Below are 23,988 nucleotides of genomic sequence, written 5' to 3' on the forward strand. Positions count from 1 at the left end.
CCTGCGGGGTGACGCCTATTCATGAATACACTGATGAACCTCATCGACAGGGCGTCGACGCTGCTGGCGTGGGGCAGTCGCCTGGCGCTTGTCGCCCTGACCGGCGCCATGCTCTACGAAGTCATTGCACGCTATGTCTTCAATGCCTCGACCATCTGGGCCTTCGATCTGTCCTACATGGCCACGGGAACTGCCTTTGTTCTCGGCATCGCCTGGACCGCCAAGGTGGATGGCCACGTCAGGGTCGATGCCTTTAGTCGCCTGCTTCCGCCGCGTCTGGTCCAGCGCCTGCACGGTGCCGTCTATCTACTGCTGATGATGCCGGTGGTGGCGCTGATGGCGCATCACGGATGGCTGCGCACCCTGCGGGCCTGGCACACCAATGAGGTGGAAATGGTCAGCGTATGGGCACCCAGGATGTGGCCGCTCTACGCCCTTATCGCCATCGGGCTTTCCCTCTTCGCCTGCCAGCTTGCGGTGGACGGAGTGCGGCAGCTTTGTACAGCACGTACCACCGAGGAGAGTCGCTGATGGATGCCCTCGTTGCCGGTCTGATGTTTCCCGGCTTATTTCTGCTTATCTTCCTGGGCATCCCCATCGCCTATTCGTTGACGTTGGTCTCGGTTGCCGCTGGCTGGTACGCCTTCGGACCGATGATCTTTCAGCAGCTGTACGGTAGCGTCTACAGCGCCGCCACCCACTATGTGCTGTCTTCCATCCCGCTGTTTGTGCTGATGGGAGGAATCCTCGAGAAGTCGGGAATCGCGCGTCAACTGTTCGATGCCATCCAGCTCTGGATCGGCCGACTGCCTGGGGGGCTGGCGCTGACGACGATCGCCATGGCGGCCATCTTTGCCGCCGCCTCTGGAGTGGTCGGTGCTGTCGAGATCATGATCGGTCTGATGGCGATACCCGCGATGCGCGCCTATGGCTATCGCAATAGCCTGATGAGCGGGACCATCTGCGCCGGGGGCTCCCTGGGCACGATCATTCCGCCGACCGTGATCGTGGTGGTGTATGCGGCACTTGCCCAGCTTTCCATCGGCGAACTCTTTGCCGCCATCATTCTGCCAGGCGGATTGATGGTCTCGCTGTTTGCTCTCTACATTCTGGTGCGCTGCGCCCTGCGCCCCCAGGACGGCCCTCCGGCCGTGGAGGCGACACCCTTGCCGCTGGGCCAGAAGCTCGCGATCACCGCCAAGGCCCTGGTACCCCCGCTGTTGTTGATGTTTGCGGTGCTGGGCTCGCTGCTGATGGGCATTGCCTCACCGACAGAGGCGGCGGCGGTCGGCGTGGGCGGCGCCTTGCTGCTGGCTGTGATGAATGGCGGTATCAGCGTCCAGGCGCTAGGGGAGTCGCTGTCCCTGACGGTGCGCATCACCGCCATGATTCTGCTGATCGTGGCGGGGGGCACCATGTTTACCGGGATCTTTGCGGTCAACGGCGGCGGCGAGATGGTGGCCGAGATCGCTGAGCAGCTCGGCGGCCCCACCGGTGTCATACTGTTCTTCCTCGGCGTGACCTTCCTGCTCGGCTTCGTGCTCGACTGGACCTCCATCGTGCTGATCTGCGTTCCGATCTTCACGCCGGTGGTCAAGCAACTGGGCATCGATCCGGTCTGGTTCGCCACCCTGGTGCTGGTGACCATCCAGACCAGCTATCTCACCCCACCGATGGCATCATCGATCTTCTATCTGAAGTCCATCGCCCCGGATGACATCACCTACGGACAGATGTGCCGAGGGGTGCTGCCCTTCATCGCGATCCAGCTGGTGACACTACTGGCGGTGGCACTGGTGCCGAGTCTGGCGACATGGTTGCCAGAGCAGATCGTGGGATTCTGAAGACCGGCCCGGCTCGAGGATGCCGGGCCGGCAGGGTGATCAGCCCTGGGCGATACGCTCGCTGATCGCGGCGCCCAGACGCTCGGTGGTGCCGTTGCCGCCCAGATCCGGGGTCAGTACCTCGCTGTCGCCGTCTTCCAGCACCGCCTCGATGGCGGCCAGGATGGCGTCGCCGGCGTCCTTGTGACCCAGGTGTTCGAGCATCATGGCGCCGGACCAGATCTGGCCGATGGGGTTGGCGATGCCCTTGCCGGCGATATCCGGGGCGCTGCCGTGAACCGGCTCGAACAGGCTCGGGAAGGTGCCTTCGGGATTGATGTTGGCCGAGGGCGCCACGCCGATGGTGCCGGTACAGGCGGGCCCCAGGTCGGAAAGAATATCGCCGAACAGGTTGGAGGCCACCACCACGTCGAACCAGTCCGGATGCATGACGAAGTTGGCGGTCAGGATATCGATGTGGAACTTGTCCACCTCGACGTCGCCGTACTGCTTGGCCATCTCGGCCACACGGCTGTCCCACCAGGGCATGGTGATGGCGATGCCGTTGGACTTGGTGGCCGAGGTCAGCTTCTTGCGCGGGCGGCTCTGGGCCAGGTCGAAGGCGTACTTGAGCACCCGGTCGACGCCGTGGCGGGTCATCACCGTTTCCTGGATCACCACCTCCCGGTCGGTGCCCTCGAACATGGTGCCACCGACGCTCGAGTATTCGCCTTCGGTGTTCTCGCGGACCACGTAGAAGTCGATGTCGCCGGGCTCGCGACCGGCCAGCGGGCTCTTGATACCCGGCAGCAGGCGGCAGGGGCGCAGGTTGACGTACTGGTCAAACTCGCGGCGGAACTTGAGCAGCGAGCCCCACAGCGAGATGTGATCCGGTACCTTTTCGGGCCAGCCGATGGCGCCGTAGAAGATCGCATCGAAGTCGATCAGCGTCTCGCGCCAGTCGTCCGGCAGCATCTTGCCGTGCTCGAGGTAGTAGTCGCAGCAGGCGAAGTCGAAGGTCTGGGTATCCAGGTCGATAGCGAAGCGCTTGGCGGCAGCCTCGAGGGCGCGCACGCCCTCGGGCATGACTTCGGTGCCGATACCGTCACCGGCGATGATGGCGATGCGATGGGCCATGAAAGCTCCTTGATCTTGTCTACTGGCGTGTCGTGTGCGCCTCGCGCGCAGGCCACGGTGGTGCTTGGCGTGGAATCGGCGGGGGCAACGGGTGAGATTAGTCTAGCTCTTTACAGCGAGGCGATAATGGGGCTCGATGGCAATTCATTGTTGACCTCAAGTGGAGAAAAGGGTGGCATCGCTCGATGATCTGGCGTTCTTTCGTCAACTGGCCCAGGCCGGCAACCTGACCGCCACCGCACGCGAGTTGGGACTGTCGCTGTCGGCGGTCAGCAAGCGCCTGAAGCAGCTGGAGGCGCGGCTCGGGGTGGAACTCGCCACGCGTACCACCCGGCGGCTTACCCTGACCGCCGAAGGTGAGCGTTACCTGGCAAGGGGAGTCGCGCTACTGGATGAGTTGGCCGAACTGGAAGAGAGCCTGGGCGAGGATCGCGAGGCGCTGGCGGGACCGCTGCGGCTCAACGCGACGTTTGGTTTCGGTCGCCGCCATGTGGCGCCCTTGCTGTCCGAGTTCTGTGCCTTGCATCCGGGCATCGAGGCGTCACTGGAACTCTCCAACTTTCCCGCACCATTGGTGGAGGGCGTGGATCTGGGCATCCGTATTGGCGAGCCCCCCGACTCGCGCCTGGTGGCCCGCCGTCTGGTGGCCAGCCGACGTGTTGCCTGCGCCTCTCCCGACTATATCGAGCGCTGTGGTCGGGCCGAGACTCCCCAGGCGCTGCAGCGCCACGCCTGTCTGGTACTGCGGGAGAATGACAGCGATTTTGCGCTGTGGCGATTCGTCGACGCCGACGGTGTCGAGACGTCGGTCAAGGTCGGCGGGCGTCTTACCAGCAATGACGGTGAGGTCATCAAGCGACTGGCGCTCGATGGTCACGGGGTGATGCTGCGCTCCTGGTGGGACGTTCATGATGAACTGAAGGAGGGGCGCCTTGTCAGCCTGCTGCCGGGCTGGCAGGGGGTGCGTGCCGATTTCTTCGCGGTCTACGCCCAGCGCCGGCACGTCCCCGCGCGCTTGCGTGCGCTGGTCGACTTCCTCGCTCGGCGCCTGGCGGCCAGGATCCCGTCACTCGATTGAACGACTGCCGGCCCCGTCAGCCCTTGCGTGCCAGCACTCGCAGCCGGGATTCCAGCATGTCGCGGTCCAGGTAGGTGCCCTGGAGGTGACGCTCCCCGGTGGTGGGATCGAAGGCCTCACGTCCATGTAGTACCCGGCGGTTGTCGAAGGCCACCATCTGCCCGGGACGCAGGTCGAGGGCAATCTGATGCTGTGGTGCATGCAGCAGGGTCCAGAAGTGGTGGTAGGCCTCGTACCAGGAGGTGATCAGGTCGGCAGACAGGTGCAGGGTGTCACGAATCCAGTTGTTGAAGCGAATTTCGCGGATGCGACCATCCGTGCCGACGTCGATGACCGGCTCGCGGACGCCGATATCGTGTTCCTCGTCCTGGAAGCGAAAGTCGATGGCGGTCTCGGCCAGAAGCTGAAAGTGATCGGGGTTGGCCGCGCGCAGCGCCTCGGCGACCTGGATGCCGTCGGCGAAGATCGAGCCGCCGCCTTCGGCATCGTTCTTCAGGCAATACAGCAACTGCATGTCCGGCGGTTGGCGCCAGTTTGGCAGGTCCGTGTGCAGCGCCAGGGCAATCGAGGTGTAGGCCGCGTTGTTGGGGTTGGGCTTCGAAATGACGTCGAAGCGAGCCCCGAAGTTGGTGGCCTTGAGCGGGCCAATGCGCCGTGCCAGGCGACTGACCTCCTCGAGTTCCAGCGGCCCCTCGTCGAGCAGCACCAGGCCGTCGCGCAGCAACGCCGTGATCCAGGCTTTTTCGCCGTTGCCACCGGCTACCAGATCGGCATGCCGCACATGCTGGGGGGAAAACGGTGTCTGCCAGGCGACAGGCCGCGGCAGGCTGTCGATGGCGGCCTCGCCGGGGCGACGCTGGTGCAGCCAGCCGGCGGCGAAGCGGCTGTGGTGTCCGTCCTGCCAATCAAGGTGGAGCTGACCGTGCTCGATGCGGGCCTCGTCGAGCCCTGGAACGGCGGCCATCGGTGTGACCAGGCGTTCCCGGGTCAGCGGGTGGCGGCACTGATCACAGGCGCAGTGATCGCGCAGCCACAACAGAGGAAATTGTCCTCGGTCGCCGTTGTTCCAGACCAGCGAGAGACGCAAGCCTTCAGCAAACACGTCGGTCAGCGTCAGGTGCTGGGGCCAGGGGGCCAGTTCGTGCATATCGATGTGGCCGGCGTCGGCGGTCGAGGTCAACGAGGTGGTGCTCATGGATGGCTCCCAGGTGACGAGTGTTGACGAAATAGGTGACGAGTGTTGACGCCGATGGTGGGGGCTCGAGGCGATGGCGACAAACGACTAATATGACGCCTTAGGCCAAGCCTGGCTTATGACTGTCTTTTTCATCGACGCTAAACCACAGGGCCAGAAACCACATGCACCGACTTCCTCCTCTGCATTGGCTGCAGGCCTTCGAGGCCTCGGCAAGAACCCTGAGCTTTACCGCAGCGGGCCAGGAACTGTCGGTAACCCAGGCCGCCATCAGTCAACGTATTAGGCTGCTGGAGGACCGCCTGGGGCAGCCACTGTTCGTGCGCCACCCGCGCAGCCTGACGCTGACGCCGGCGGGCCAGGCCTGGTTGCCGAGCGTCCAGGAAGCCTTTGCGCGGCTCGATGAGGGCACCCTGGAGGTGTTCGGCGTGACCCCGGATCGTTCAGTGACGCTGCGCACTACGCCGGCGCTTCAGAGCCAATGGCTGGCGCCTCGTCTGGCACGATTTCACCTTACCCACCCCGAGGTGACCGTGCGTGTGGTCAGCGCCGTCTGGAGTTCGGATTTCGGTGCCGAAGGGGCCGATATCGAACTGCGCTACGGCCAGGGAGAGTGGCGCGGCATGGAGTCGATCTCTCTGGGGGCGTCGTCGTTGTTGCCGGTCTGTACGCCGCCGCTGGCAGGGCAGCTCGTCTCGCTGGATGCCCTGGCCGGGCAGACCTTGCTCCACGCGGCGGGCTTCGCGGCCGGCTGGCCGGCCTGGCTGGAGCACGCCGGGCGCAAGGATCTGTCGAGCCACTGTCACAGTCTGATCTGCGACAACCTGTCCATGGTGATGGCCCTGGCCCGGCAAGGGGCGGGGGTGGCGCTGGTGCACCGCTGCCTGCTGGAAGATCCCCAGGGGCTGGTTGCCCCGTTTGACATCGAGGTGCCCACCCGCGAAGGATTCTGGTTGTGTCGCCCGCGCAGTGCGCAGGGCAGTATCGAAAGCGAACGGCTATGGCGCTGGCTGGCGGGCGAGGTGGCGCCAGGGCCATCGTGACAACTTTGTCGGCAAGAGGTCAGGCCTCGGCACTTTGCTCCAGGAGGACTGGGGCTGAGCCGATCGAGTCGGTATGATCGTGCCCGCTGATCGAGCGCTATCGCTGGCGGGCGCTGGCGCTCGTAAGAGCATAGAATTGAGAATGAGGGTGCCGTCCGGCTCCCGCCTGCACCGCACCCTGGGATTGTCGCCGCCGGGGTGCGGTCCATCATCTGTTTCGGGAGACTGCTGCCGCCGTGAATGTGTTGATGTTCACCAACACCTATGCGCCGATCGTCGGTGGTGTCAGCGAGTCCGTGCAGCGCTCGAAGCACCAGTTGCAGCAGGCGGGGCATCGTGTCCTGGTGGTGGCGCCTCGGCTGGAGGGACAGCCGGAACACGAGCCGGACGTGGTGCGTGTCGTCGCGGTGCAGCACTTCAACGGCAGCGACTTCTCGCTGCCGGTGCCGATCCCCGGACAACTGTTCGACGCCATCGAGGCCTTCGAGCCGGACATCGTTCATTCCCACCATCCCTTCCTGCTGGGCGACACCGCAGCGCGCGCGGCGGAAACCTACGGCCTGCCACTGGTGTTCACCCACCACACGCTGTACGAGCACTACACCCACTACGTGCCGGGGGATTCCTCGCGGATGCAGCGCTTTGCGGTGGCGCTGGCGACCCAGTACACCTGGCTGTGCGACGAGGTGATTGCTCCCAGCGAGAGCGTCAAGCAACTGCTGGTCCAGCGCGCCGGCAACCCGGACATGACGGTGGTGCCCAGCGGAGTGGACACTTCACGCTTTGCGACGGGCAAGCGTGATCACTGGCGGGATCACTTCGCGATCCCCACTGATGCCCGGGTGATCGGGCATCTTGGTCGGCTGGCCAAGGAGAAGAATCTGGCATTTCTGGCGGGCGCGGTGTGCCAGGCGCTGGTCGAGGATGCCGAGGCCTGGTGGCTGGTGGTAGGAGACGGTGATGCCCGAGAAGCGGTGGAAGCGGCCGCCGATCGTCATGGTGTGAGCGAGCGTGTCTGTTTTACCGGCTGCCTGCACGGGCAGGCGCTGATCGACGCCTACCACGCCATGGACGTCTTTGCCTTTGCATCACACAGCGAGACGCAGGGCATGGTGGTGGCCGAGGCGATGGCGGCGGGGCTGCCGGTGGTGGCCCTCGATGCCCCTGGCGTTCGCGAAGTCGTGCGAAATGGCGAGAATGGACGGCTGCTGGCGCATGAGGATGAGCAGGCCTTCGCCCTGGCCCTGGCCGAATGTACCGACGCACGATACTGGCCGGCCCTGCACGAGGCCGCCCTGAGCACGGCCCAGGCCTACGACGAGGCTCGCTGCGCCGAACGCTGCCTGCGGGTCTACCGCCTGGCGATCGCCCGCGGCGGCCCCTTCACCCACGCCGATGACGGCGGCTGGGAGCGTGTACGCAGCCGGCTGGGCGCGGAGTGGCAGATGCTACGCTACCGAGGGAGGGTGCTACGCCACCTGGTCCAGGAGGAGTGGCGTGAAGAGTGGCGTGAGGAGCGGCCATCCTGGTGGCCCGGCCAACACGAAGACGAACCCGAACTGCCGTCGAGGTGACGCCGCTTGGTGATTCAAGACACCTAGGTTTAAACGCACAAGATTTTCCGAATAGTGCGTTCATTCATTTTATGCTCATGTGACTCGGCTTCACCAGGAGAGCACGATAGAATCTCCAAAGGCTTCGTTTCTTCGGTTGGATAGAGCGACCAGCGCTCGGTGAGGGTATGACGTTGGAACAGACACGGCAGGACCGCAAGCGATCATCGTCGGCGCAGCGTGATGACGACGCCGTGTCCCTGCGCGCGGATCTGACCATCGAGTTACCGATACGCTTCGTGCATGAGCTGTCCGCGGCCGAATCGCTCCAGGACGTGCTGGATACGGTGGCACGCTGGTCAAGTACGGTGTTTGGCGCCAACCGAGCTTCCATCACTCTGGCGCAGTCCGAGACCGAGCTGACCCTGATCGCCATGGAAGGTAACAACGCCATCCCGATGGATCAGCCTGTGCCGATCTACGGCACCATGGTCGGACGTGTCTATCGCACTCGCCAGGCGGAGTACACCGAGCGTTTTGACGGGAGTCCCGATCTTGACTGCCAGATGCTCAGTGCCAAGGGGCTGGGGTGCTGTCTCGATGTCCCGATGATCAGCGGCAGTCGCTGCGTGGGCACCATGAACATCGCCCACGAAAGCCCGAATGCCTTCACCGATGAAGATCGTGAGCGTCTACAGGCCATGGCCCACTGGGTCGCCGCCAGCATACGCATCCATCATCAGATCGAAGAGATGGAAGTGCTGTCCGAGACCGACCCCCTGACCGGGGTGTGCAATCGTCGCGCCTTTGCTACCCGTTTTGCCACCCTGGCCAAGCGCTGGCAGCGCGGCAAGGGAGCGCTGGGTGTCGCGCTGGTCGATCTCGATCACTTCAAGTCGATCAACGATACCTACGGCCATGAATCCGGAGACCGGGTGCTGGTCGCCGTGGCCAAGGCGCTCGACGCAAGCTTTCGCAAGTCGGACCTTATCGCCCGCATGGGGGGAGAGGAGTTCTGCGTGGTCATGGCAGGCGTCGACAAGCCCGCCTTGATGTCTGCCCTCGAGCGTTTCAACCTTGCCCTGTCCGAGCTGGAGATACCCGTCGCCGACAGCGTGATACGCGTCACCGCCAGCATCGGTGCGTTGCTGATCGACAGCGATGGGACCGACCTCGACAGCCTGGTCAACCAGGCCGATCAGGCGATGTACAAGGCCAAGACCAATGGTCGAAACCGAGTCGAGTTCGTGCACGTGACGCAGTAAGGTCAGCCGTGGCGGTTGGCTACTTGCTTTCCACTTGTCTGGATGATCCCCGATCGGCCTTTCTCCCGTCGGCCCAGCGCTTGAGTCCGACCAGCAGGCCGACACCCAGCGCCAGGCCACCCAGCGCATAGAAGATCTCGCTGCGACTGTCAGCGGTGATCAACTCGCCCAACTGGCTGCCGAGCAGGGTGACCCCGGCCAGGCCCGGGGCGATGCCCAGGGTGGAACCGATCAGGTAGTCGCGAAAGCGCAGATGGAAGGCCCCGGCCATCATGTTGGTCAGGGTAAAGGGGGCCAGCGGCAGCAGGTTGACCAGCGTCATGGTGCGGATGCCGCGTCCCGACAGGTAGCGTGACAGGCCGTTCAAGCGCTTTCCCCCGTAGCGCAACAACGCATCGCGGCCAAGCTTGCGACCGACCCACCAGGTCAGGCAGGAGGCCGACAGGGTACCGATCAGAGCGTAGCCGAAGCCCCACCAGGGGCCAAATACCAGCCCGGTCGCTGCCACCAGCAGACTCAGCGGAAACATCACAAGCGATAGCCCTGCATAGACAGCAGCCACCACGACGATGGCCCAGGGGCTGTCGCGCCACGCCGTGCCACCCTGGGAAAGCTTCATCAGGGTGTCGACGGTAAGCAGGTCATGCATGGCCAGCCACTGCCAGGTCAGTCCCAGCGCTGCCAGCACGGTGATGGCCAGGGTCGGCAGTAGCCAGCGCCTCGTCATCGGGGGGATTCCTGAGTGGCGGGTGAGGGTGCGGGATGGTCGTTATCGGCAGTCAGCGCCCATTTGAGGGGCTGCTGCTGAAAGTAGCGACAGAGCAGATCGTAGAGTCCCGGGTAGGCCTCCATCAGACGGTCGGGGGCGCTGAAGAAGGTCTCGCAGCAGACGGCAAAGCACTCGCCGGGATGGCTCGCGGCGTAGTCGTCGATGGGCGTGGGGTCGCCTGCTTCGAGGCGCTTTTGCAGGTCCTGCCAGACCGCCGTGAACTCGCGATGCCACTCCCTGGAGGCGATGGCGACCGGCAGTGGTGGAAACCCGTCGACGTCCTGGGAATTGCCCATGTCGAGCTTGTGGGCGAATTCATGGATGACCACGTTGAAGCCATCCAGGCCACCGCTCTCGACCAGATCGGGAAAGGCGATCACCACCGGCCCCTGGTAGAAGGTCTCGCCGGCGCGCTCGTCCTCGTAGACGTGCATCACCCCGGCCTCGTCCATCTCTTCGACCTGGCGACGAAAGGCGTCGGGCAACACCAGTACTTCGTGCACGTTGGCAAAGGCTTCCTGGTGCTCGTGCTCGCTCCAGCCGAGCGTCAGCAGACAGGCCTGGGCCGCCAGGGCCAGGCGTTCCTCGCTATCCAGTGCCGCAGGGTCCAGGTCCGGGTGCAGGCTCAGACGCTTGTCGTGAAGAAACCGCCAGGCACGCTGGCCCAGGCGCTGGGCCGAAGCCTCGGGCACGCGGGCCAGCAAGGGCAGGCGCGCTCGGGCGCCTGCCCAGGTGGCGGCGGGGAAGGGATGGCGAGCATCGAAACGCGCTGCCCGCCAGCGCTTGAGCCGCGACAGCACGACTAGCTGTCGTCCTGGTCCCTGCCCCCGGACTTCCACGACCAGTCGCGCAGGCGCAGGTCGAACAGGTCCTTGCGGCGGTCCTTGAGGTTGGTCACCGAGCCCTCGGCACGCACCACGGTCAACCGCGACAGATCCAGGTCGGAGAACATGATCATCTCGGTGTTGGGGGTGGTCTCTGCCATCACTGCATCGTGGGGGAAGGCGAAGTCGGAAGGCGAGAACACCGAGGACTGGGCGTACTGGATGTCCAGGTTCTCGATGGACGGCACATTGCCGACGCTACCGCACAGCACCACGTAGCATTCGTTCTCGATGGCTCGGGCCTGGGCGCAGTGACGAACCCGCAGATAGCCGTTCTTGGTGTCGGTCCAGAAGGGTACGAACAGCAGGTCCATGTCCTGATCGGCGAGCAGTCGGCCCAGCTCCGGGAACTCCACGTCATAGCAGATCAGGATACCGATGCGCCCGGCATCCGTCTGGAATACGCACAGATCCTCGCCGCCCTCGATCACCCAGTCGCGGCGCTCCTGGGGGGTGATATGCAGCTTGGCCTGGCGCTCGATGGAGCCGTCGCGGTGGCACAGGTAGGCCACGTTGTAGAGGCGTCCGTCGTCACCTTCCTCGATCATCGATCCGGCGATGATGTTGATGTTGTAGGCCACCGCCATGCGTGACATTTCGGTCTTGAAGCGCTCGGTGAAGCCGGCCAGAAAGCGGATGGCCGCCATCTGGTCCTGCTGGGCGGCGCGGTCCTGAAGGCCCATCAGCGGTGCATTGAACAGCTCCGGGAAGACCGCAAAGTCGCTCTGGTAGTCGGACAAGGCATCGACGAAGTACTCGACCTGCTGCAGCACCGCCTCCACCGAGGCGAACTCGCGCATCTGCCACTGCACGGCGCCGACCCGAACCTGGGTCGGACGACTTTCCAGCATGCGTTCGGCCGGCTCGAACAGGATGTTGTTCCACTCGAGCAGGGTCGCGTAGCCCTGGGACTTCTCGTCTTCCGGCAGATACTTGCGCAGCAGGCGCTTGACCTGGAAGTCGTTGGACAACTGGAACGACAGGATCGGGTCATGCAGCTCCTTGCGCGAGACCTTGTCGATGTACTCGCTCGCCGACATGCTGTCGGCCACCCGGTGATACTCGGGGATGCGTCCGCCGGCCAGGATGGCCTTGAGGTTGAGCTGGCGACAGACCTCCTTGCGCGCCTCGTAGAGGCGACGGCCAAGGCGATAGCCGCGGTAGTCGGGGTCGATCAGCACGTCGATGCCGTACATGGCATCGCCGTCCTTGGCGTTCTGGATCGTCTCGCGCTTGCCGATCAGGTCGTCGTACTTGTGCGGGTTGGAGAACTCCTCGTAGTCGACCAGGGCGGTAAGCGCCACGCCGATGACCCGGCCGTCGTCCTCGATGACGATCTGGCCGTCAGGAAACTCCGCCACCAGCCTGTCGATGGTGATCCTGGGCCAGGCTCCGCCGATGTCGTGGTAGACCTTGTCCATCAGCCCCTTGAGCTGAGGGTAGTCGTCACAGGTGAGGTTACGGAGATTGAGCTGAAGATCATCGAGGGACATGAAGCGTTCCTCCGGAAATGGACCGCATAGTCTAACATGCCGCCCAGGGCAAGGCGGAACGAGGTGTGCAGCATAGCGCAAAAGCATAAGCGTTATGCATCTAAAGCTCGGGGGGCAGTAGTGCACATCAAGGGAAGCATGAAGCGCTGGAGAGAGCGCTGGAAAGAACGCGTCCAACAAACAGCGGGCCTTGCCACGACAAAGGCCCCGCCGTAGCGGAGCCTTGGGATGCTGCGTGCAAGCTCTGCAGCGCAGGCGTCCTGCAATCTGGAGGCTTAGACGTCGTTTTCCGGCTCGTTGGCCGAATCGACACCGCTGTCTTCCACCAGGTCGCCCTCGTCCAGCGCCGACTGGCTGTCGCTGGCGGAAGCGTCGTCGCTGGGCGCGTGGTTGGAGTCGACACCGCCATCCTTGACGATCTCGCCTCCGGGAATGGCGCCATCTTCGCCCTCGGCCTTCGCTGAATCGTTGGAGGAGTCGACGCCGCTATCTTCAGGCATGACTTGCTCCTGCTTCATCTCTTCGTCTCCCTCGGCGTGGTGATCGGCCAGGGCGGCGCTGGAGAACAGGCCGATCAAGCCGGCCAGGGCGAGGCGCTTCAGCAGTGTGGTCTGGTAGGTGTTCATCGTAGTACCTCCGGGTTGTAGCTGTTGATGATGCTCTGATGACGGCCCAACGGCATTCCCGTCGTCGACCTTTCATTGTCCGTCGCTTCATGCGGGGACTGAAGGGTGGGGGGGCGGGATGTGGGGCGGGTCGTGAGCAGGCCTGCTCGCGACATATTGCGTCACCTTCCTGGTGACGCCATCGAGTGGGTGGCCTGAGCCCTTCCGTGGGCCCTGTGTTCTTCCCTGTCGGTGTCGGGCACTGAGCCGGTCCGCTGGCTCTGTTGGGCTTCCTGCCCAGCGGTTCCTTCCTGGAACCTCTTGCGGCCATCCTGGCCGCTATCACGCGGCGATGACTGCCACGCGGCTGTTCGGGTCAAGGCCTGGGCCCTTCCGTGGGCCCCGAGATCGTCCATGGGGATATCGGGCGCGAGCCTGTCCATCGCTCAGTCGTGGGCGTCCTGCCCTGCGGTTCCTTCCTGGAACCACCAGCGGCCATCCTGGCCGCCATGCCGTGGCGAGTCCCTGCCACTGTGACCATCCGTGGCCTGGCGATTATTCGGTGTCGTTGGCGGAGTCTACGCCGCTATCCTCTGCCAGCTCACCCTTCGGCTGGGTCTCGGACATGCTGTCGTCGGCTTGCTCGGCGCTGTTGGAAGAGTCGACGCCACCGTCTTCGACGAGGGGCTTGTCGGCATCCATGGCGCTGTCATCGGCCATGCTGGAAGAGTCTTGCTGTTCGGTCACATTGTTTGAGGTATCGACGCCGCTTTCCTGGGCTTCGTTTTCCTCATGGTGAGCGGCCATGGCCATGCTGGAGAACAGTGCCATCGTGCTCATGAGTGCTGCGGCCTTGACGATGTGTTTCATGCGGAACCTCTCGTCGCTGGATTTGCAGAGGCCGTTGGCGTCCTGTGCTCAACGGTTGTACTAAACCTATACAACGCATGGTGGTTTTGCAAATACGGACGTTATTCTTGTCTAATTATGGTTAGCTGTTTCAGCGACATCTTGACGTCCTCGGCCCTTGTGACGGGGCCGCGGGACGAAAGTCAGCGGGCCTCGCCGTGACGGCGGATCGGCTGCCGGAAGGTCTGGGCCGTCAGCACGCCGGCAAGCACCAGAGCGCCGCCGCTGAGGTGGTACCAGCCAAGCCGTTCGCCGAGCCAGAGCATGGCGATCAGGGCGCTGAACAGCGGCATCAGGTTGATGAAGATGCTGGCGCGGCTGGCGCCGATGTGGCGAATCGCGAACATCCACAGATAGGTGGTGATGATAGAGGCGGGGATGCCGGCGTACAGGATCAGGCCGGCGTTGCTTGTGTCGATCGGTGTCATTGGGCCCAGCAGGTAGGCCGGCAGCAACAGCAGGACGGCGAACACCGCTTGAACGTAGAGCATGACCCAGGGCGATATGGCAAGCGGCCAACGCTTGAGCATGACCCCGTAAAGGGCGTAGCAGGTCGCGGCCACCACCATCAGCGCATCGCCAGGGGCCACTTCCAGGTTGGCCAGGACGGCGATGTCACCTCGGCCGAGTAGCCACAGCACGCCCGCGAGAGCCATCACGCCGCCCAGGCAGCCGCCCCAGCTAGGTGGCTCACGCAGCACCAGGGCGCTGAGCAGAATCGTCAACAGCGGCACCATGGCCGCCAGAATGCCCATGTTGGTGGCGCTGGTAGAGGCCGCCGCGACGTAGGCCAATCCTTGCCACAGGGCCATGCCCAGCAGTCCCAGAAGCGCAAGCTTGGGCCAATGCGTGGCGATGGCGTGTCGCTCGCGCCAGCTCTGGCGCCAGACGAAGGGCGTCAACACGGCCACCGCCAGTAACCAGCGCAGGAAGGCGATGCTGCTGGGGGCGATGGTGCCGACGGTCAGCTGGTTGATGGTCATGTTGCCGGACCAGATCAAGACGGCGCCCAGGGGGGCCAGAAAGGGCAGGAGGGGCATCGGGACGGGTCCATGTCATCGAGAAGGTCTGGCGGAAAAGGCACCGCCGCCTATCAAGGCGGCGGTCGATAACGCAATACCAGTTGTACAGCAGGCTTGTACAGGATTCGAGTGACGTATCACTGTGTCCTGCCCAGGCGTTTAGCCGATAGCGGCGGCTCCGGCCTTGGCGACCTGGATGTCCTGGTCCGGCTTGACGCCGGAGATGCCAACGGCACCGGCCACCTGGCCGTCGATGATCACCGGCACGCCACCGGACATCAGGCCCTCCATGGGCGCCGACAGGAAGGCGTTGCGGCCGCCGTTGATCATGTCTTCGAAGACCTGGGTCTCCTTGCGACCGATGGCGGCGGAGCGGGCCTTGGCCATCGCGACGTCGGCACTGAACGGTGCAGCGCCGTCGAGGCGGCGCAGGCCCAGCGGGTAGCCGCCATCATCGCTGACGACGATGGTCACGGCGAAGCCATTGGCCTCGGCTTCCTTCTGGGCAGCGTCGAGGATGGCGTTGACCTGGGACTGGTCGAGGTAAGGCTTGGTCGGCATGGGGAGTCCTTGTGATTGAGGGTTGTGGTTAATATGGAAAATATTTTCGTTTTTAGTCTAGGCGCTCTGGGCCTGTCTGACCAGAGCCTCGTCCACGATCTCGATCCAGTGGCGCACCGGGGTGCGGTTAGTCGCAGCGAGATGGGTCTGGCACCTGAAGATGTCGGCGCGGTGACCATCCGTCCTTAGCCAAGGGCCTCATCGACGATTTCGATCCAGTGGCGCACCGGGGTACGGTTGGTCGCGGCGAGATGGGTCTGGCACCTGAAGATGTCGGCGCGGTGACCATCCGTCCTTAGCCCAGCGCTTCATCGACGATCTCGATCCAGTGGCGCACCGGGGTGCGGTTGGTGGCGGCGAGATGGGTCTGGCACCTGAAGATGTCGGCGCGGTGACCATCCGTCCTTAGCCCAGCGCTTCATCGACGATCTCGATCCAGTGGCGCACCGGGGTGCGGTTGGTGGCGGCGAGATGGGTCTGGCACCTGAAGATGGCGGCGCGGTGACCATCCGTCCTTAGCCCAGCGCTTCATCGACGATCTCGATCCAGTGGCGCACCGGGGTGCGGTTGGTGGCGGCGAGATGGGTCTGGCAGCCAATGTTCGCGGTGACAACCACCTCCGGCTTGCCTTCCTCAAGCGCGTCCATCTTGTTGTCACGCAACTGGCGTGACAGTTCGGGCTGGGTGATCGAGTAGGTGCCGGCGGAGCCACAGCAAAGGTGACCATCTCGCACCGGCGTCAGGGTGAAGCCCATCCTGGTCAGTACCGTTTCCACCGCGCCGTTGAGCTTCTGGGCGTGCTGCAGGGTGCAGGGGCAATGGAAGGCCAGGCGCTGGTCGGCGCGTACGTCGAGGGTTGTCAGGTCTTCCTGCCCCAGCACCTCGACCAGGTCCTTGGCGGCCTCGCTGACCCGGCGCGCCTTCTCGGCATAGTCGGGGTCGTCGGCCAGCACTTCGACATACTCCTTGACGAAGGCGCCGCAGCCGCTGGCGGTCTGGATGATGGCCTCGCAACCGGCGTCCAGGTGAGGCAGCCAGGCGTCGATGTTGCGTCTGGCTCGCTCGCGTCCGGCTTCCTGGGCGTTCAGGTGGAAGTCGATGGCGCCGCAGCAGCCGACCTCGGGGGCGGGCGTCAGGCCGACCCCCAGACGGTCCAGCACGCGGGCAGTGGCGGCATTGGTGTTGGGCGACAGGCCGGGCTGCACGCAGCCTTCGAGAATCAGCATCTGGCGCGGATGACGCTTGCCGTCGGGGCGTTTGCCAGCGTCGACCGGGGCCGGGGGCATCTTGCTCTTGAGCGCCCCGGGGACCAGCGGCTTGAAGGTCTGGCCCAGCGCCAGCAGGGCCTTGAACCGGCCGGGCTCGACCAGTGCCTTGCGCAGGCCGAAGCGAAGCGCCTTGTCGGAGGTGCTGCGCGGCACACGCCGCTCGATCTCGGCGCGGCCGATATCCAGAAGCTTGTGGTACTCGACGCCTGAGGGGCAGGTCGTCTCGCAGTTGCGACAAGTAAGGCAGCGGTCGAGGTGAAGACGGGTTTCCTCGGTGATCTGGTCGTCGTCTTCAGGGCTTTCGAGCATCTCCTTCATCAGGTAGATGCGGCCTCGCGGACCGTCGCGCTCATCGCCAAGCAACTGGTACGTCGGGCAGGTGGCATTGCAGAAGCCGCAGTGGACGCAGCTTCTCAGGACTCTGTCGGCCTCGCGAATGTGCGGCTTCTCGAGGTCTTTTTCGCTGAAATGGGTCTGCATGTTGTTATCCGCTAGTCATGGTCGAGGCCCGGACCGTCGCCGGGGCCAAACGTGGGATCAGGTCGTCTGTCGATGGCTGTCCGATCATGCCGCCTTCGCCGGGCGGCTGTGATCGTTCAGCGCCCGGTCTACCAGTCCGGATACAGTCGGCGCGGATTGAAGATGCCGTCGGGATCGAGCTTACGTTTCACCCGCTGGTGGTACTTGGCGACCACCGGCTGCAGTGGCGTGAAGGGCTCGGCGGTGCCCGGTGTGAAGCAGGTGGCGTGGCCACCTGCCTGGGCGACGGCGTCGCGCAGCGACTCGGCGTCGACCTGCCCCTTGAGCCAGCGCTGATTGCCGGCCCAGTCGAGCAGCAGTTGATGTGGCTCGACGCCGGCGATGTCCAGGCTCGGCGTGTTGGTCGGCAGGCTGATCCGCCACAGCGGCGTGCTTGCGTCGCTGAAGAAGGGCAGCGACAGCTCTCGGAGCTCGCGCCAGAAGTCGGCCTCGAGGGCGTCCCCGCCGATCGCCTCGCGGGTGGCGGCCACCGAGCTTGCACCGCCTTCGAGACGCAGATGCAGGGCGCCACTGTGCCAGGCCGCTGCGCTCAAGGGGAGCGGCTTGCGTCCCCATTCGGCCAGACGACTCAGAGCCTCTGACTGGGACATTTCCAGACGCAGGCTGGCGCTGGCGGTAGGTAGCGGCAGCACCTTGAGGGTGACTTCGGTGATCAGTCCCAGGGTGCCCTGGGCGCCGACCATCAAGCGTGACAGGTCGTAACCTGCCACGTTCTTCATGACTTCGCCGCCGAAGCGCTGTTCACGCCCCTGGTGATCGAGTACCCGCAGGCCCAGCACGAAGTCTCGCACCGAGCCGGCCCAGGGACGGCGGGGGCCGGACAGTCCGGCGGCGATGGTGCCGCCGACGGTGGCCTCGGCACCAAAGTGTGGGGGTTCGAAGGGCAGCATCTGGCCCTGGTCGGCCAGCGCCTCCTCGAGTTCGGAGAGAAGGGTGCCGGCACGCACCGAGACGATCAGCTCGACCGGATCGTAGCTGGTGATACCGCGGTGATCGCGGGTGGATACCGGCGTACCTTCCACCGGGCGGCCATAGAAGGCCTTGGTGTTGCCGCCGACGATGCGAAGCGGACGTTCGGCACTTGCCGACTGGATCGCTTCGGACAGAGCCGCCAGGCCGTCGAAGGCGGAAGGGGAAACGTCATTGTTGGACATGGTGGTACCTGAATTCCGACAAAGAGGGACAAACGTCGACAAGGCGCGACACACGGAGCACGGCAGCGCTGCAAGGGCGTCACGGTCGTTGGCAGGAGACGAGGCTTGCCGCCTTCCTGCCTGAACCGTGACCCTTTCCTGCGGCGCCTGGAATCGCGGCGGCTCTGGCTAGAACCTTGGCAGTTCCGGGTGCGGCAGCTCGTTGTTGTGCACCATGCATGGCACTGAACCTTGATCGCGCGCAGCGCGCCAGCGTCGGGACGCTCTCGTGGCTGTCATGGCTAGAACCTTGGCGGTTCCGGGTGCGGCAGCTCGTTGTTGTGCACGTGCATCGCACTGAACCTTGATCGCGCGCAGCGCGCCAGCGTCGGGACGCTCTCGTGGCTGTCATGGCTAGAACCTTGGCAGTTCCGGGTGCGGCAGCTCGTTGTTGTGCACGTGCATCGCGCCGAACTCGGCGCACCGGGCCAACGTCGGGATGTTCTTGCCTGGGTTGAGCAGTCCCTCCGGGTCGAAGGCGGCCTTGACCGCGTGGAAGGCGGTGATCTCCAGGCTGTCGAACTGGGCACACATCTGGTTGATCTTCTCGCGGCCGACGCCGTGTTCACCGGTGATCGAACCGCCGGCTTCCACGCATAGCTCGAGAATCTTGCCGCCCAGTGCCTCGGCGGTTTCGAGCTCCCCTTCGCGGTTGGCATCGAACAGGATCAAGGGGTGCATGTTGCCGTCGCCGGCGTGGAAGACGTTGGCCACCTTGAGCCCGTACTGCTCTGACAGATCGCTGATGCCCTTGAGCACCCTCGGCAGCTCGCGGCGAGGAATGGTGCCGTCCATGCAGTAGTAGTCCGGCGACATGCGGCCGACCGCAGGGAAGGCGTTCTTGCGACCGGCCCAGAACTTTGCGCGTTCGGCCTCGTCGCGGGCGAGCTGAACGTCGCTGGCGCCAGCCTTGGCCAGCACCTCACGCACGGTCTCGATATCGTCGTCCACGTCGGCCTCGACGCCGTCGAGCTCGCACAGCAGGATCGCCTCGGCGTCCACCGGGTAGCCGGCTCGGATGAAGTCTTCGGCGGCGCGGATGGCCAGGTTGTCCATCATCTCGAGGCCACCTGGGATGATACCGGCGGCGATGATGTCACCGACCGCGGCGCCGGCCTTTTCCACGTCATCGAAACTGGCCATCAGCACCTTGGCGGTCTCGGGCTTGGGCAGCAGTTTGACGGTGATCTCGGTGACCACGCCGAGCATGCCCTCGGAGCCCATCATCAGCGCCAGCAGGTCGAAACCGGGGCTGTCGAGCGCCTCGGAACCGATGGTCATGCGCTCGCCCTCGATGGTCATCACCTCGAGCCTCAGCACGTTGTGTACGGTGAGGCCGTACTTGAGGCAGTGCACGCCGCCGGCGTTCTCGGCCACGTTGCCGCCGATCGAGCAGGCGATCTGGGAGGAGGGGTCCGGCGCATAGTAGAGCCCGTAGGGCGACGCCGCCTCGGAAATGGCCAGGTTGCGCACCCCTGGCTGGACCCGGGCGATGCGGGCGTCGGCGTCGATGTCGATAATCCGATTGAAGCGCGACATGACCAGCAGCACGCCTTGTTCCAGCGGCAGGGCCCCACCGGAAAGTCCGGTGCCAGCGCCGCGGGTGACCACCGGCACGCCGAGTTCACGACACTGCTTGAGCAGCGCCTCGACCTGGTCCAGGCGCTCTGGCAGGGCCACCAGCATGGGCAGTACGCGGTAGGCCGACAGGCCGTCGCATTCGAAGGGGCGCAGGTCTTCCTCGCGGTGCAGCAGGGTGAGGTCGGGGACCACGCGGGTGAGTTCGGCGAGCACCTCGTTCTTGTCGCGGCGTGGCAAGGCGCCGTCCAGGCGTTCGTCATAGAGGATGTTCATGACGCTTCCTCGGTTGAGCTAGCACGGTCGTGCGGCTAATGATGGTTATTGTCTGAACTACAATCTGCGTTGTCTTGACCTCGGTGTCCAGATTTTGGTTTGCTGGTCTGACCAGTTATTGGCAGATGTGCTCGGTTCAGGGCATCAATACGGACGACGAACCGCGCACGCTGCGGGAGGTAGGACATGTGGGACAACGAAGAACGACTGGCACCGAGCAGCACCTCCCAGGCCATCGCCTCGAAGCTGGAGACGCTGATCCTTGACGGTGTCTTTCGCCCAGGCCAGCTGTTGCCCTCGGAACGGCGGCTGTGTGAGCGGCTGGGGGTGGGGCGTTCCTCGCTGCGCGAGGCGCTTGGCAGCCTGCGAAGCAAAGGCGTGATCGTGACTCGCCAGGGGCGTGGCTCCGAGGTGGCGCCACTGGTGGAGGCGCCCCATGCCACGCCCTTGATGCACCTGTTTCGCGAGCACCCGCGCACCCTGTACGACCTGCTCGAGGTGCGTGCGCTGCTGGAAGGGGAGTCGGCGAGCCTGGCCGCGAGCCGCGGCACCGCCTCGGACAGGGTGCTGATCACCCGACGCTATCGCGAGATGGCGGACTACGTGGAAAAGGCGGACCCCCTCGAGGTGGAGCGTCTGGCGCGACTCGACCATGCCTTTCACCTGGCGATCTGCCAGGCGTCGCATAACCCGGTGCTGGCGCATACGCTGCAGAGCCTGACCGATCTGCTGCTGAGCTCGGTGTTCGCCTCGGTCAAGCACCTCTATCATCGCCCTGACGCCAGGGACATGATCAACCGCCAGCACGCCCGCCTGCACCGAGCCGTGGTAGAGGGCAAGCCACAACTGGCGCGGCGGGTGGCGCTGGAGCACCTGTCCACCATCGGTGACATGCTGCGCGAGATCGAGGCCGAGGATCAGCGTCTGGAGCGCTCGGCCATGCGCCTGGAAGAGTGGTAAGTGCCGGAACGACGGCAGAGACTTCTGCGCGCCGTCCCGGGACCTGCTATTCCTCGTCGATGATGCCGCTGACGGCGGCTACCTCGAGCTTGTGGCCGAGGTGCGCGCGCAGGATGTCGCCCAGGCGCTTGCCATCGCGGGCCTCGATCGCCTCCAGCATGGCCTCGTGGTCGGCGACGGCCTTGGCCCAGTTGGCCGAGCCCATCTCGACGCTGTAGCGAATGCGCTTCACCCTTTGGCTCAGGTTGTTGTACATCTCGATCAGCACGTCGTTGTTCGACGCGGCCAGGATGCGTTCGTGGATCTGCTGGTTGACCTCGAAGTAGGGGGCCAGCTCCTGGCGCTGGTAGTGACCCAGCATCAGCTGATGCAGACGACGGATCTCCTCGATGTCGGCGTCTGTCAGGTGCTGACAGGCCAGTTCACCGGACAGGCCTTCCAGGGCGCCCATGACGTCATAGGTATTCTTGACCCCACGCCGGGTCAATCGCACCACGCGGGAGCCTCGGTTGGGCAGGTTCTCGACCAGCCCTTCGGACGTCAGCACCTTGAGGGCTTCTCTGAGCGGGGTGCGTGACACACCAAAGGTTTCACACAGGGCCTTTTCGGCGATCTTCTCGCCGGGCAGCAGGCTGCCTTGCTCGATCAGGTCGCGGATCCTGTCGGCCACTTCCAGGTACAGGCTACGCGGCTGAATCTTTTCCATAGCGGATTTCCCGGGCTCATCATCGTTTGACGGTCGAACGCTTGACGGTTCAACTTTTCCGTATTATGAATTCATTATTCAAATTATGCGAGTGTTGGCGAGCGTATTTGGCCAGGCACTCGGGTAACCCTGTGAGGCAGCGGAGGGTGGGGCCGAATGGCATCGATCGGATTCCGGCCGCTGTCTTGCTGCCTGCCTTTTCTGTCTTCTCTCATATCTTGCGCTGGAGTTGCTATGGCCGGAAACGTATTTCTTGCACAGGTACAGTTGTCGCGTCAGTCGGCGCGGCAATTGCTCGACGCCGCCTTCGCCTTTGCCCGCAAGGGCGAACTGCCTCCTCTGACCGCGGTGGTGCTGGACGCCGGCGGCAATCCGGTGGCGGCCGAGCGTGAAGACGGCTGCAGCCCACTGCGCTGGCCGGTGGCCAACGGCAAGGCCTACGCGGCGCTGGGTATCGGGGTGTCCAGTGGTACCACCGGCGAGCGCAATCGCGAGCGTCCCGCCTTCCTGGCGGCGGTGGCCGAGGCCTCCGGGGGCCGCTTCGTGCCGGTGGCGGGGGGAGTGCTGATCCTGGATGACGATCAGCGCATCCTGGGCGCGGTCGGTATCAGTGGCGCTTCCTCGGCCGACGATCAGGCCGCCGCCATCGCTGGCATCGAGGCGGCAGGCTGGCAAGCCGGGCTGGAGCCCGAGACGGTCTCAGATCCCTGATTTCGGTCTGGCAACTGTCTGGCAAAAGGGACGGGTGCTGGACCGACCAGCAAGCGACAGAGCGAGCCTTCGAGCTCGCTTTTTTCGTGCATGTCTCCAGGGATGCAGCAAGGGAGCGAGTGGCTTGGATAGCTCGTTGTTTCGATATAAGACACTGAAAGTTAAGAAATAAATATTCTCTAAGGCGAGTTTGCGAAAGACAAAAGTATAATACCTAATTTTGAATTATGTATCCATATTGACCCTGACCCAGCGGGAAGCGACTCCTGTCCCCAGGCCCTGAACGCCCTGGAAACGGAAAGCTCAAGTGACGGAATCCGCGACTGACGGAACCGTTACGTGAAGAGCACGCCAGCTCCCGTTGAGGCTTCCTCCAGGGTGCCAGTCGGCGCCCACCGCCAGACCACGATGGACAACAACAATCGGAGTGAGGGTTATGAAACTGCTGAAGACCGTACTGGCCGCATCCGTACTGGCGCTTGGCGTCGGTGCCGCTCAGGCCGACGAGGTGCAGATCAAGTTCGGCCACGTCGGTGGCCCGGGATCGCTGTTCGAGAAGACCGCCAACGAGTTCGCCCGTCTGGCCAACGAGCGCCTGGAAGGCGAGGCCGAGGTGGTGACCTATGGCTCCAGCCAGCTGGGTTCCGACGAGCAGATGCTCAACAAGCTCAAGCTCGGCACCATCGATCTGTCGCTGCCGTCGTCGATCATGAGCAGCGTGGCGCCGGAATTCTCGCTGTTCGAGATGCCCTACCTGATCGAGGACCGGGAGCACCTCGCCCGAGTCCGCGACGAGGTACTGCGCGATGTCCTGTATCCGGTCGCCGAAGACAAGCGCTACCGCATCATCGGCATCTGGGAGAACGGCTTCCGCCAGATCACCAACAACGTCCGCCCGATCGTGGTCCCTGAGGATCTGGACGGCATCAAGCTGCGTACCCCCAACGGTGTGTGGCGGGTCGAGATGTTCAAGAGCTACGGCGCATCGCCGGCGCCCATGGCGCTGTCCGAGGCGTTCGTCGCGCTGCAGACCGGCGCCATGGACGGTCAGGAAAACCCGCTGGTACAGATCTATTCCCAGCGCTTCCAGGAGGTTCAGGACTACCTGTCGCTGTCCAATCACGTCTATTCCCCGGCCTATGTGCTGGCAGGTGCCAGTTGGACCCGCCTGCCCGAGCACGTCCGCGAGGTGCTGATCGAGACCGCCGAAGAGGTCGAGGCCTTCGCACTGGAGCAGGGCGCCTCGCTTGACGAAAGCCTGGTCAGCACCATGGAAGAGGAAGGCATGGAGGTGAACGAGGTCGACACCGACGCCTTCGTCGAGGGTTCCCGCGGGATCTACGAGAAGTTCGCCGCCGAGGTGGAAGGTGGTGAGGAACTGTTGTCGCGGGTGGAAGCACTGCGCGAATAACGCCTGTC

General features: G+C 64.3%; 22 protein-coding genes. 9 read left to right on the forward strand and 13 right to left on the reverse strand.

The window, feature by feature from the left end; all coding sequences use genetic code 11:
- Window positions 1-33: 33 nt before the first annotated feature.
- Together C6W88_RS10590 and C6W88_RS10595 are read left to right on the forward strand one after the other, a co-directional pair.
- Window positions 34-531 (forward strand): TRAP transporter small permease subunit, encoded by a 498-nt coding sequence (locus tag C6W88_RS10590; RefSeq protein WP_108132409.1) that lies wholly within the window; start codon window positions 34-36, stop codon window positions 529-531.
- Entirely contained in the window at window positions 531-1,844 is a 1,314-nt protein-coding gene (locus C6W88_RS10595; protein WP_045991708.1) for a TRAP transporter large permease, read from the forward strand. Before C6W88_RS10590 ends, C6W88_RS10595 begins: the two co-directional genes overlap by 1 nt.
- 39 nt (window positions 1,845-1,883) lie before the next feature.
- On the opposite strand, the gene C6W88_RS10600 is transcribed toward C6W88_RS10595, so the two are convergent.
- The gene (locus C6W88_RS10600) at window positions 1,884-2,960 is read right to left on the reverse strand and encodes a tartrate dehydrogenase (protein ID WP_045991709.1); all 1,077 of its coding nucleotides are present in this window, start codon (window positions 2,958-2,960) and stop codon (window positions 1,884-1,886) included.
- 172 nt (window positions 2,961-3,132) lie between these two features.
- Between C6W88_RS10600 and C6W88_RS10605 the strand changes: the two genes are divergently transcribed.
- Entirely contained in the window at window positions 3,133-4,038 is a 906-nt protein-coding gene (locus C6W88_RS10605) for a LysR family transcriptional regulator (protein WP_108132410.1), read from the forward strand.
- A gap of 16 nt (window positions 4,039-4,054) precedes the next feature.
- On the opposite strand, the gene C6W88_RS10610 is transcribed toward C6W88_RS10605, so the two are convergent.
- Entirely contained in the window at window positions 4,055-5,233 is a 1,179-nt protein-coding gene (locus tag C6W88_RS10610; RefSeq protein ID WP_231498609.1) for a TauD/TfdA family dioxygenase, read from the reverse strand.
- A 164-nt stretch (window positions 5,234-5,397) separates the two neighbouring features.
- Between C6W88_RS10610 and C6W88_RS10615 the strand changes: the two genes are divergently transcribed.
- The 3 genes from C6W88_RS10615 (at window position 5,398) to C6W88_RS10625 (ending at window position 9,094) form a co-directional block, all read left to right on the forward strand.
- Complete coding sequence (locus C6W88_RS10615; RefSeq protein ID WP_045991711.1) at window positions 5,398-6,276, forward strand: LysR substrate-binding domain-containing protein; 879 nt, start codon at window positions 5,398-5,400, stop codon at window positions 6,274-6,276.
- Between the two features lie 236 nt (window positions 6,277-6,512).
- Complete coding sequence (locus tag C6W88_RS10620) at window positions 6,513-7,850, forward strand: glycosyltransferase (RefSeq protein ID WP_108132411.1); 1,338 nt, start codon at window positions 6,513-6,515, stop codon at window positions 7,848-7,850.
- Between the two features lie 167 nt (window positions 7,851-8,017).
- Window positions 8,018-9,094: a sensor domain-containing diguanylate cyclase gene (locus C6W88_RS10625; RefSeq protein ID WP_108132412.1), complete on the forward strand. Its 1,077-nt coding sequence runs from the start codon at window positions 8,018-8,020 to the stop codon at window positions 9,092-9,094.
- Between the two features lie 19 nt (window positions 9,095-9,113).
- Here the strand turns inward: C6W88_RS10625 and C6W88_RS10630 are convergent, their stop codons facing one another.
- The 10 genes from C6W88_RS10630 to glcD form a co-directional block, all read right to left on the reverse strand.
- On the reverse strand, window positions 9,114-9,821 hold the full coding sequence (locus C6W88_RS10630) for a TVP38/TMEM64 family protein (RefSeq protein WP_108132413.1): 708 nt from the start codon (window positions 9,819-9,821) through the stop codon (window positions 9,114-9,116).
- Entirely contained in the window at window positions 9,818-10,663 is an 846-nt protein-coding gene (locus tag C6W88_RS10635) for a M90 family metallopeptidase (RefSeq protein ID WP_108132414.1), read from the reverse strand. The genes C6W88_RS10630 and C6W88_RS10635 overlap by 4 nt, the downstream gene beginning before the upstream one ends.
- Before the next feature lie 2 nt (window positions 10,664-10,665).
- Window positions 10,666-12,240, reverse strand: coding sequence for a bifunctional GNAT family N-acetyltransferase/carbon-nitrogen hydrolase family protein (locus tag C6W88_RS10640; RefSeq protein WP_108132415.1), 1,575 nt, complete (start codon window positions 12,238-12,240; stop codon window positions 10,666-10,668).
- A gap of 275 nt (window positions 12,241-12,515) precedes the next feature.
- Window positions 12,516-12,866 carry a hypothetical protein gene (locus C6W88_RS10645; RefSeq protein WP_108132416.1) on the reverse strand — a complete coding sequence of 117 codons (351 nt, stop codon included), beginning with the start codon at window positions 12,864-12,866 and terminating at the stop codon, window positions 12,516-12,518.
- Window positions 12,867-13,400: 534 nt separating this feature from the next.
- Window positions 13,401-13,715 carry a hypothetical protein gene (locus C6W88_RS10655; RefSeq protein WP_108132417.1) on the reverse strand — a complete coding sequence of 105 codons (315 nt, stop codon included), beginning with the start codon at window positions 13,713-13,715 and terminating at the stop codon, window positions 13,401-13,403.
- 182 nt (window positions 13,716-13,897) lie between these two features.
- A complete protein-coding gene (locus C6W88_RS10660; protein ID WP_045991717.1) occupies window positions 13,898-14,794 on the reverse strand; it encodes a DMT family transporter in 897 nt (298 codons plus the stop codon).
- 141 nt (window positions 14,795-14,935) lie between these two features.
- The gene (locus C6W88_RS10665; protein WP_045991718.1) at window positions 14,936-15,337 is read right to left on the reverse strand and encodes a GlcG/HbpS family heme-binding protein; all 402 of its coding nucleotides are present in this window, start codon (window positions 15,335-15,337) and stop codon (window positions 14,936-14,938) included.
- 515 nt (window positions 15,338-15,852) lie between these two features.
- The gene (glcF, locus tag C6W88_RS10670; protein ID WP_108132418.1) at window positions 15,853-17,085 is read right to left on the reverse strand and encodes a glycolate oxidase subunit GlcF; all 1,233 of its coding nucleotides are present in this window, start codon (window positions 17,083-17,085) and stop codon (window positions 15,853-15,855) included.
- Between the two features lie 128 nt (window positions 17,086-17,213).
- A complete protein-coding gene (glcE, locus tag C6W88_RS10675; RefSeq protein WP_108132419.1) occupies window positions 17,214-18,299 on the reverse strand; it encodes a glycolate oxidase subunit GlcE in 1,086 nt (361 codons plus the stop codon).
- A 393-nt stretch (window positions 18,300-18,692) separates the two neighbouring features.
- Window positions 18,693-20,192 carry a glycolate oxidase subunit GlcD gene (glcD, locus tag C6W88_RS10680; RefSeq protein WP_108132420.1) on the reverse strand — a complete coding sequence of 500 codons (1,500 nt, stop codon included), beginning with the start codon at window positions 20,190-20,192 and terminating at the stop codon, window positions 18,693-18,695.
- Between the two features lie 186 nt (window positions 20,193-20,378).
- Here glcD and glcC point away from each other — a divergent pair, with 186 nt between their 5' ends.
- A complete protein-coding gene (gene glcC / locus C6W88_RS10685) occupies window positions 20,379-21,152 on the forward strand; it encodes a transcriptional regulator GlcC (RefSeq protein WP_108132421.1) in 774 nt (257 codons plus the stop codon).
- A 46-nt stretch (window positions 21,153-21,198) separates the two neighbouring features.
- On the opposite strand, the gene C6W88_RS10690 is transcribed toward glcC, so the two are convergent.
- Complete coding sequence (locus C6W88_RS10690; RefSeq protein ID WP_108132422.1) at window positions 21,199-21,858, reverse strand: GntR family transcriptional regulator; 660 nt, start codon at window positions 21,856-21,858, stop codon at window positions 21,199-21,201.
- 234 nt (window positions 21,859-22,092) lie between these two features.
- On the opposite strand from C6W88_RS10690, the gene C6W88_RS10695 reads away from it, so the two are divergent.
- On the forward strand, window positions 22,093-22,569 hold the full coding sequence (locus C6W88_RS10695; protein WP_045991724.1) for a GlcG/HbpS family heme-binding protein: 477 nt from the start codon (window positions 22,093-22,095) through the stop codon (window positions 22,567-22,569).
- 436 nt (window positions 22,570-23,005) lie between these two features.
- A complete protein-coding gene (locus tag C6W88_RS10700; protein WP_045991725.1) occupies window positions 23,006-23,980 on the forward strand; it encodes a TRAP transporter substrate-binding protein in 975 nt (324 codons plus the stop codon).
- Window positions 23,981-23,988: the final 8 nt, after the last annotated feature.

The organism is Halomonas litopenaei, from assembly GCF_003045775.1.
GTDB lineage: Bacteria > Pseudomonadota > Gammaproteobacteria > Pseudomonadales > Halomonadaceae > Halomonas > Halomonas litopenaei.